Annotated in this window: 7 protein-coding genes and 2 pseudogenes; 5 read left to right on the forward strand and 4 right to left on the reverse strand. The window is 54.9% G+C overall.

All coding sequences use genetic code 11. The features are described 5' to 3' along the window. Positions 1 to 539: 539 nt before the first annotated feature. Positions 540 to 1292, reverse strand: coding sequence for a hypothetical protein (locus IB261_RS09455; RefSeq protein ID WP_192382109.1), 753 nt, complete (start codon positions 1290 to 1292; stop codon positions 540 to 542). A 102-nt stretch (positions 1293 to 1394) separates the two neighbouring features. On the opposite strand from IB261_RS09455, the gene IB261_RS09460 reads away from it, so the two are divergent. The 3 genes from IB261_RS09460 (at position 1395) to IB261_RS09470 (ending at position 4230) form a co-directional block, all read left to right on the forward strand. Then, positions 1395 to 2636 carry a hypothetical protein gene (locus IB261_RS09460; RefSeq protein WP_192382111.1) on the forward strand — a complete coding sequence of 414 codons (1242 nt, stop codon included), beginning with the start codon at positions 1395 to 1397 and terminating at the stop codon, positions 2634 to 2636. A 54-nt stretch (positions 2637 to 2690) separates the two neighbouring features. Beyond that, positions 2691 to 2897 (forward strand): helix-turn-helix transcriptional regulator, encoded by a 207-nt coding sequence (locus IB261_RS09465; protein ID WP_024128445.1) that lies wholly within the window; start codon positions 2691 to 2693, stop codon positions 2895 to 2897. A 382-nt stretch (positions 2898 to 3279) separates the two neighbouring features. Further along, entirely contained in the window at positions 3280 to 4230 is a 951-nt protein-coding gene (locus IB261_RS09470; protein WP_192382113.1) for a YagK/YfjJ domain-containing protein, read from the forward strand. A gap of 150 nt (positions 4231 to 4380) precedes the next feature. Here the strand turns inward: IB261_RS09470 and IB261_RS09475 are convergent, their stop codons facing one another. Continuing rightward, complete coding sequence (locus IB261_RS09475) at positions 4381 to 6663, reverse strand: ATP-dependent helicase (RefSeq protein WP_192382116.1); 2283 nt, start codon at positions 6661 to 6663, stop codon at positions 4381 to 4383. Positions 6664 to 6851: 188 nt separating this feature from the next. Beyond that, on the reverse strand, positions 6852 to 7613 hold the full coding sequence (locus tag IB261_RS09480; RefSeq protein WP_192382118.1) for a hypothetical protein: 762 nt from the start codon (positions 7611 to 7613) through the stop codon (positions 6852 to 6854). Between IB261_RS09480 and IB261_RS09485 the strand changes: the two genes are divergently transcribed. Beyond that, positions 7603 to 7755: a hypothetical protein gene (locus tag IB261_RS09485; RefSeq protein ID WP_192382120.1), complete on the forward strand. Its 153-nt coding sequence runs from the start codon at positions 7603 to 7605 to the stop codon at positions 7753 to 7755. The two genes, IB261_RS09480 and IB261_RS09485, sit on opposite strands and share 11 nt — an antisense overlap. Positions 7756 to 7874: 119 nt before the next feature. Then, positions 7875 to 7958, forward strand: a pseudogene (locus tag IB261_RS09490) (superoxide dismutase [Fe]); the annotation flags it as partial. A gap of 175 nt (positions 7959 to 8133) precedes the next feature. On the opposite strand, the pseudogene IB261_RS09495 reads toward IB261_RS09490, so the two are convergent. Further along, a pseudogene (locus IB261_RS09495) lies at positions 8134 to 8503 on the reverse strand (NAD(P)H-dependent oxidoreductase); the annotation flags it as partial. Positions 8504 to 9002 lie beyond the last annotated feature (499 nt).

A 9002-nucleotide genomic window follows, 5' to 3' on the forward strand; every position in this document is an offset into this window, starting at 1 on the left:
TGATCGGTCGCGTTCAAAGCGTAGGAGGCCACGATAGGCACTCCGGTTGTTCAAGCCATCTACCTCGTTCCCCTGTGCTTCGGTGCATGAGGATGTAGAACATCCCGCGAGAGGTGGGCTATCTCAGCTGCCAACGGCTGTGTCTCAACTTTATAGCGCCCGATCAAAGCTTTCGAAGGTTCAGTCGCTGTGCAAATCCTGTGATCTGTAATCGCTCTATCTTCAAGACAAGCATGTGAAACTGTGGTAGAGCTGTGAAAGAAAATTTCCAATGGCGGCGGTCGGTCGCGAGGAAAAGAGCAAAGGGTCTGCTAAGAAAATATCTCGGTCTTACCATCAGACGAATGGTGCGCGTATTAGGGGTCGTATAGTTGGCTGGTCTTTAAGTTGGTTTTAGATTGCTCGTCCATGATGGTTTTTCCTGAGGTCTGTCGATCCGCTGACTTGAATTTGAGACTGGAGATTGTTTGATTTTTAAATTGTGTTTATGTGCGTGATGTATGATTTTCTCGGCTATTTTGTCTTGTTTCTGTTTGATTTTACTCTGCGATTTGCTTATTTATTCTGTTTATTAGTTCAAGCACTGTTGTTGGGATGCTTTTGGAGTTTTTATTTTTAGTTTCTGGGCTTTCTGGGCTTTTGGTTTTTAGTTTTTGTCTGTTTGCATGTCTCGTTATGTCTGATTTTCTTAAAGGGCGACTTTTGATAGGGCGTGGATCTAGAATATTTAGTATGTCTACAAGTAATTCTTTTATTTCTTCATTGTTCAGTATGACTTTTTCTATTTCTGATTTGTGGGATTCTTTTCCTCGAAGGGTGTTAAGTTCTCGTTCTATTTTCTTTATTTTATTGAGGGCCTTTTGTGTGATTTTTTGAGATTTTGACACTCTCTCTTTTAATTCTTTTTTCTGGCTTTCTAGGGTTTTTGATTTTTGTTTAAGTGATTCTTCGGACTTTAGTATTTCATTGGCTAATTTTATTAGGGTTTTGTGATTCTTATTTTGAGAGGGAAGGTTTTGCTCTGCAGGTTTTATGTCTCCAGCGCTTGATCTTTCCTCCGCACTCCTGCTTTTCCTTGTCCTATAGGCAGCCTTTAACTGTCTAAGGGAATTTCTTCCTGAGTCGCTTTTCTCGAGTTGTACTCCCGCTCTAATAAGTCGATCTAAATCTACAGGCCCATGGAGAGATATTTCCCCTTTTTCATGCAGGTAGTTTTGTACCCAGGCGATATCGGATTCCGCATGAAGATTTTTTGGTGCCCATACTGAGAATGATTCTATTTCCCTAGCCATGCCGTCTGTCCATTTTGTTGCGTTACGGTAACGTTACGCTATGGATTTTTGAGGTTCAAGTGCGGTATAGGGGGTAAAATCTAAAAAAAGGGGGGGTATTGCATGGGCGAGAGGCTGCTGACTGCGCCGATAGCTGGCGTTGGGGCTGAGGCGAAGTACTTCCTCATTGCGTTCATCTATCGCTTTGGCGCTACACGCTGGGTGGAGATGCCAGTGAGTGAGTTGGCTTCGTCCTTGAAGGTGACCGCTGGGGCGGTATCCAGGGCCCGCAAAGCGTTGATTGAACACCAATGCCTTGAATGCCACAAGGCTCCTACTGGAGGGAGGCCCACTCTCGGGCTGAAGGTGGGCCGGGGGCTGGCCAGCAAACTTGGTGACCTCAGCACTTCGGCATCCCATCATGGGCCCGTTCTGCGCCACCTTTTCAGCGGTGCGATCTATCGTGACTATGAGGCCAACCGAACGCCGATATCATCGAATGAGCTTCTGAGACCGCAACTCCGCCTATTGCTCGCAACGCTATTCGCTCATGCCAATGAACTGGGACTGGTAGATAACCTCGGGCTCGCTCAACTCCGACAGTTATTGGGGGCGGACGAGGAGAAGGTCGACAGGTGGCTGAAGGAACTCCTACAGCTTGGCTTCATTCGCCGAAAGATAGCGGGGCTCTCGGACTCGCTCTATGCCGATACGAAAGTGACCAGCAGCTATATCCTGAACCTGAACCATCCAGGGCTTGCTTCGGCGGGCTGCAGCAGCCCAGTTGTAGCTTTTTATGGTGAGGCAATGCGCTCTGAGGAGAGCCGCCATGGTTTTGCGGAGCGATTTGCGCGGGTGCAAGGGGCGTTTCAGGGCCTAGGCCGCACTTATGAAATGCTTGTCTGGAAGATCTATCAAGGTGTAAGCCTGCTTCTTTCGAATCACTGGAGCGTCTTGGGTGAGTCCGTCCGTCTCCCCCAAATTGATGGTCTAGAGAAAATCATGACTGAAAGCCTCCATGCGTCGGGTAAAGATGATTCCTCGCTTGAGGTCATGGTTACTGAAATGTGCTGGTGGGCTTTCCATTTGGCTTCGCGGGTTAAGAATCGAATAGCGGGGGATAGCGCTTTTGCGAGCTTGGTAGGGCGGAGGGTGCTTGCGTTCCCTGCCAAAAATAGAGACACGGATGATTCGATGACCTTGGTTTTTGCTCAAGAGCCCAAGGGAGAAGGTCCTGAATGTATAGTTTCTTTAAGCGGCACCAAGGGGCACGTCGAGATCTGGACGAAAGAGTCTGACCTTTCTCGAGAGCAGCTTTCCAAGCATGGCTTGGTCTCCTTTGTGGCAGAGAGTACGGCTGGTTAAATTTTATGAACGTTGCCCATCCTCTGGACCAATACAGGAGCACCGTCCATGTCCATGAGGATCATCAGTTTGAAAGAGGTCATGGACCTCACCAGTCTTGCTCGCTCGACTATCTATAAGTACATCGCTCTCGGCACGTTCCCGCTTCCGTTATCTGTGGGGGAGCGTTGCGTTCGCTGGCTGGAGAGCGAAGTGCACGAATGGATCCTTGAGCGGATCGCTGAGCGTGATGAGAAACTCCAGGCTGTAGGTAAGCATTAATGGCGATAGAGCTACCCGATGACCAGGGAGTCCCTGGTCATCGGGTATCTCTGCCGTCTGCTTAGGTTAGTGCTCTTTCTCAGATAACTCCCAGTTACCTGCTCTGTGATTTTTCCCGGCTACGCTTGGTGTTCTTCGTCTGGATGCTCGATGGCGCTTGTTGTTTGGCGATCAGGGCGGTGTGGTTTATTGATATAGCTACTAACTATCTCTAACCATCTATCTAATCCATACACCTACTCCATCTCCAATAACCTATCTCTAATCCACCCACCTCTCTCCAGTCATGGCTAGCTACTACCCGGAACCTAGCTACCCATCTCTCCAGTTTAAAAATACCCACTCCGTACTTGGTATGCCTTAAACCAACCAGGTACGCACCATGACCAATCAAACAGCCAAACACCTCTCTCAATCTGACATCGCTATCCAGATCGAACGACTCGTGAACGCAGTGATCCGTCATGACTGTCCTGCATTCAGGATCAGCTACGACGCACAGGGGGATGAGGTCATCGAGAGAACCAGGCTCTCTCGGTACTTCGATCACGTTCGGCAGATGTATCACCTGGTGCATGACGAGACGTACGCCTTGAGTGAACACCTGCTCGCATTCAAGGAGGCGTGCTACGACATCGGCATTGAGTTCGGGATGTTCGGGATGACGTGCATGGACGAGAGCGAGGGAGGGCTCCTGTCAGAGGCCCAGACCTACAACTGGCTCGTGGAGAGGATCCGGGAGCACGTACAGACCAAGTGGTTCAAGCGTGGGAAGAATGACCGTACTTACCGGGAGAAGGGGAATCGGCAGACAGTGACTGAATACGTGGAACGGGTACTGGATAGCCGTTCACGCACTGTAGTGGTGAGGGTGAATCTGTACTACCGGGAGGCTGTACGTAATCGCCTGAAGGTAGAGGACGTCTTCGAGGATCTGGACAGGCTGATCCGGGCTCGGGAATACGATCCGGTTTTCCAGCACGAGACGGGCTACATCTGCGCTGTGGAGCAGGGCGCGGACATGGGCTACCACATCCACGCAGCGTTCTTCTTCGATGGTCGGGAGGTGCGCAGTGACTATGCCAAGGCTGAGGCCATCGGTGGGCTGTGGAGGAAGATCACCGTGGGTTGGGGGTACTTCCACAGTTGCAACCACGAGAAAGAAAAGTATGAGGATGACCGTGGGGTAGGGATGTTCAGCCGTAAGGACGCAGTTGGTAGGCGCAATGTGATCAAGGCCTGCCACTACCTGATAGAGGATGGCCAATCGTTACGGGTGAAGCCAGTGGGGGCAAGGACGTTCCGGGTTGGCCGCATCCTTCGCGATTACTAAGCCCTAACCCATGAGTCGCCCGGCAAGATTCGAAGTTTTCAGCCCTTTTCACACTGCCCGTGGAAATGGGATAGAACTCCGCGCAATGTGATGCCCTTTGGCTTGTACATGGCTGTCGAGTGACGCCCTTACTGACCTAGAGTACCGCCTTTATGCCGACGCTATCTCCATCGGTGCCATGCTGGCCACCAGTAGACGCGTATCCCCATCGTCAAAAACGACTCGCAGAACGCGATCGTCGATCCATCTGTCGATGGTTCCACTCCCGAAGATGGCATGAATTACCCGCGTTCCTTTTGCCGCGCCGAAGATGTCGTGGTTTGCTCCCACGGACGCGGGTGAGGACGGCTGTGGGCGCTTTGCATAGCGCCAGTCTTTAGAGAAGGGGAAGGTCGCGAAATAGGTATTCGCGATCTCAGGGCGGTCTACCTCTCCAAGGGCCGCGAAGCGTTCTTCTTCGACAGCGGCTCCTGCATGCCGAGCCAAGGCAATATCCATCTCCCAAAGAAAGCGAGATACGGAGCTCGCTTCCGGGTGCGTTTCAGTGATATCCGGGCGCTCCAGGCTGCGCTGAAACTCCAGGTCGTTGGGGTGAGCAATGAAAACCTCATCGACGGCGCGCGTGATGGCCACGTAGAACAGCCGGCGCTCTGCCTCGATTTCATCGGCGCTTAGGTCGTCCCTGGGAAAGCCGCTTCTCACGACTCCAGGTACGAAGACCCTTGACCACTGTGCCCCTTTCGCTCGATGAATGGAGCTGATCCACACGTGTGGCGTTGTCGGTGGTTCCATGGCCGATGAGTCGATGAGCGGGTCGATGCTATCCAGAAACGCGTCGATGCTGCCTTCATGCCGGCTGGCAATGAGACGGAAGGCCTGGACGTTCGCCATGACGGCAGCCGCCTGATCCGCGGTGGGGGACTGTTTTTCGATATTGCGTTCGAACTCCGTTGCCAGCAGATAGCGATCCAGGACGGTGAGCACCTTATCCTGCGGATCGGTGGCGGTCGCCAGGATCTCAAGCAAATCCGCACGGTCACGAATCTGGTTGGCTTGATAGTCTTTGGTTTGCAGTGTGATGGTCGAGCGGATGGCTTCAACAAGGCATTCTGGCTGACGCACGACGAGCTCTACGACACGGTTTATTGCTGCCTTGTCCAAGTAGAGGGTAGGGCGGTACAGCAAACTCTTGATGACGTATCGGAGCTGGTCGGCATCCAAGGTTTTCCAGCGGCCACTGGCCAACTGGAGGACACCGAGCAGCGCGCTGATCTCGGGAATACGCATCAGCGGCGGCCGGCCATAGACGTGATAGGGGATGCTGCGTTGGTGCAGATCCAGCTCCAAGGTAACGCTCAGGTCGTAGGTCCTCACCAGCACCGCGATGTCCTGGAGCTTCACCCCGGAGGTGAGCCGCTCTGCTACGTGTTCTCCCAGGTCAGCCAGCCCGAGGGCCAGCGGCAGGCAGTGGATACGCGTGCGCGGTGTGCCCTCGGCAGAGATGCTGATCTTGGGGTTGCGATTGGTGTTGCAGCTGATTACCTGGCTGGCCGCGATCGAAAGCATGTGGCCAAAGCGGAACGTGTGCGGCAGGGTGTATCGGGTGGCCTCTGGAAAGTCTTGTTCAAAGCCCCGGATGAGGTAGTCGGGTTCGGCACCACGCCAATCATAGATGGCCTGGTCTTCATCCCCGACGAGCATGACCTTGGCCCGGTCGCCGGCGAGGATTTTCAGCAGAGCGATCTGGATGCCGTTCATGTCCTGGGCTTCATCGACGATGAGGTGATCAACCCGGTTCTGAACGTATCGCTGTGTCGCGGGTTGCCTCAGCATCAGCTTGACGGGGTCGTACAGCTGATCTTCAAAAAACCTGACCTTCAGCTGCGCCCGGTGCTCTTCATAGAGACGAAATGCCTCGACGTACCCTTGGGTTATCGGCCCGTACTGGCGTGTTTCGAACACCTCCTCGGGGCTGTGCGTGCTCGACTTGACCAGCAGCAAGAAGGCGATGAATCCATCGATCAACTCCTTGTCCGGCGTGACGTTGCTGCCGTTGATCGCTTTAAACACCCGAGTGAAAGCGTCCTTGGCAATCTTCGTCCGCAGATGATCCTTGGGTTCTATCCTGGCTTCTGGAAGCAGCCCGTTCTGGACAAGTCGATTGACGATCTTGTTGCCCATCGAGTTGAACGTCCTGATTTCAGGCGCAGTACCTTGGACTGCCTGCTCGAAACGCCGCCGGAACGATAGGGCGGCGTCCCTGTTGAACATGACGACGGCGATATGGGCTGGGCTGATGTCGCGCAGAAGATGCCGGACGCGGCCAATCAGCGTCTCGGTTTTTCCCGAGCCTGCCACTGCCGCCACAATTGCATGGGCACCTGCGTGCTCGATGACCTGCAATTGTTCCTTCGTGTACGTCCGCTCCGACATCGCCCACTTTCCAATTTGAAACGAGAAAGCCCATTCTATCTGCCAGAGAGCTGAGCGCCTCCTGGTCTGCGAGAAAACGTTGGCCGGTCGTGGCCAAGCCCTTTCAGCGGCGCTCAATCAGCACGCTGAGTGGCTACATCCCGCTCCTTCGCCTCGTCGCTGCGGACGTGGTAGCAACTACGCAATGGCTACTGGCGCTCGCCTTTTGCTCTGCCGATGCTGCCGATAGCTTGGGCCAAGCTGGATGTGCGTCCTACGCAGGAGATCTGGATGCGCTCGAGTAAGCCGGTGTTGCTCGAAAACTGAACCTCCTCATAGCGCACGACAGGCAGTTCTCGGTTGTTCTTGAAGCGCCTGTCTGGGCCACCCTTTTTGTTCACAAACTTCCAGGTTCTGCTGACGATCTCGGCGTCTTTCGGGACGGCGCCGTCTTCGATGAAGTTCGTCGTAGCGATGTCGATTCGCAGGTTTTCATAGGACACCGCGCCGACCCCGTTGGCTTCGAACACGAGCACCTTGTCCGGGAAGAAATAGAGGGTCTGGCGGCCCACGGGGATGCTGGGGGTGGCAACGTTGGTTTTGACGAAGGGCGGGTTTTGCAGTCCGAGTGCGATCGAGCTTCTGGTCACCAGGTGACTGGCGCCGGCGTGGTACTTGCGATCAAGCACCTTCCCTTGCGCCTGAAGATGCCAAGTTGCGCGACAGCTTCGAACGCCGTCGAAGGCGGTATGCAATTGCTCGACGACACCGGCGAATTCTGACTCGATGTCGTAGAGCATGACCGTCGTTTTTCTCAGCAGATCCCAGTAGTACGTTACGGCTATTAGCAGGCTGCCAATGATGAGTAACTTTGCGTTGATCTCGGCCACCCGCAAGGGCGGTAGCCATGAGGTCAGCCCCAGGGGTTCCGGCGTGGAGGCCATCGACCGGTCACGGATGATGGAAATCATCTGGTACACGCACCAGCTCATGCGCATCGCGTGCAAGGGACAGGCCCGCCCGGACGAATCCGTCCTGAAAGTCGCGCTCTGCTATATGCTGGGCAATTTTGTCCGCGGCGACATCGGCTTGCCCAAGTTCCGCGCCAACTGAGCGCATATGCCTGCCGGTGCGCAACCGGCATTCCCTGAAGTGATTCCAGAGTTGGCGCCTCGCGATCCGCCGGTTAGCTCCTGTCGGATGACACCTGCCATCGCAAACGGAGAACACCCATGGCATTCGAACTCCCCTAGCTTCCTTTCGAACTGGACGCGCTCGCTCCCCATATTTCGAAAGAGACGCTCGAATATCACTACGGCATGGCGTCTGCTCGGGAACACGCTTTGTGCTGACGCCCGAGAGCAACGCGCATGAGGCATATAGCCAGAGGCCGCTGGTAGCGCAGGATACCCTTGTCACTGAACTGTTCGGATTTCCGGCCATGGTCATCCCACAGGTAGTCCTCGAATACCTCGCTGATGCGCTGCGAGTTACCGCTAGCGTCTTGCCCTGCGTGGGGCGGACGGCGCCAAGCGCTAGGAGAATCCAGTCGATCTGCGCCTTGAATACCGCGGACAGTGCGCCGTGGCGTTCGGGGGAGCACCACACCTGGCCTTCCGACCACTGCACCAGGTCGCGCAGCTCCTGCACCCACGGGCGCGTCATCAGGCAGCGGCAGGCTGGACGGGTCGAAGAGGTGAGTTTCGATACCGAAGTGCTCCAGCAGGCGCGCGGCTTCCTCCACCAGCAGTCTGCTGAAGGAGCGCTCGTGGGGCGATCCGTACAGCAGCAGGATGCGCGGTTTGTGTTCGCTGGTGCGGGGCGTCGGTGGCGGCACCGCCATGGGCGCCGTTGCGTACATGGTGATGTCTTCATGGTCGCCCGAGTCGCGTTGGCCGCCTCGGCAGTAATGAGAGCAGTCCAGCCTTGCCTGACCTGCTTTGGGTGTATATGTCGACTTCATGTCTGAGGGGTGTGAGTTCGGTATAGGGGCAGGCATCTCTCGAGAACTGAGGCTGAACTGGCCCCAATAAGCGGCGAGACGGTTGTGCTTATCCTCATTCGGAGGGTTGTGCTGATGATGTAAGTGCGCCAGCGCACCGACATTGCCAGGTAAGACCGTCAGTCTGAGAAGACCGACAATGGACAATTTCGTGCGTTGCCGGTTCGCTTCAGAGGTCTACATGAAAGCACCCATCGATGGCGAGGAGTTCAGGCCGCTCTCCGACGTGAAGACTGCAGTTGTTGAGTCGAAAGCGCCCGACTTGCCCAAGACGAAGGACGACACCCCTGATTCTGACAAATGGGCTGACCATTCGGCCTTAGATACTCCCCCGCATGGGGGGCGGCCTTACCCCAGA

The sequence above is a fragment of the Pseudomonas sp. PDM20 genome (assembly GCF_014852575.3).
Classification (GTDB): Bacteria; Pseudomonadota; Gammaproteobacteria; order Pseudomonadales; family Pseudomonadaceae; genus Pseudomonas.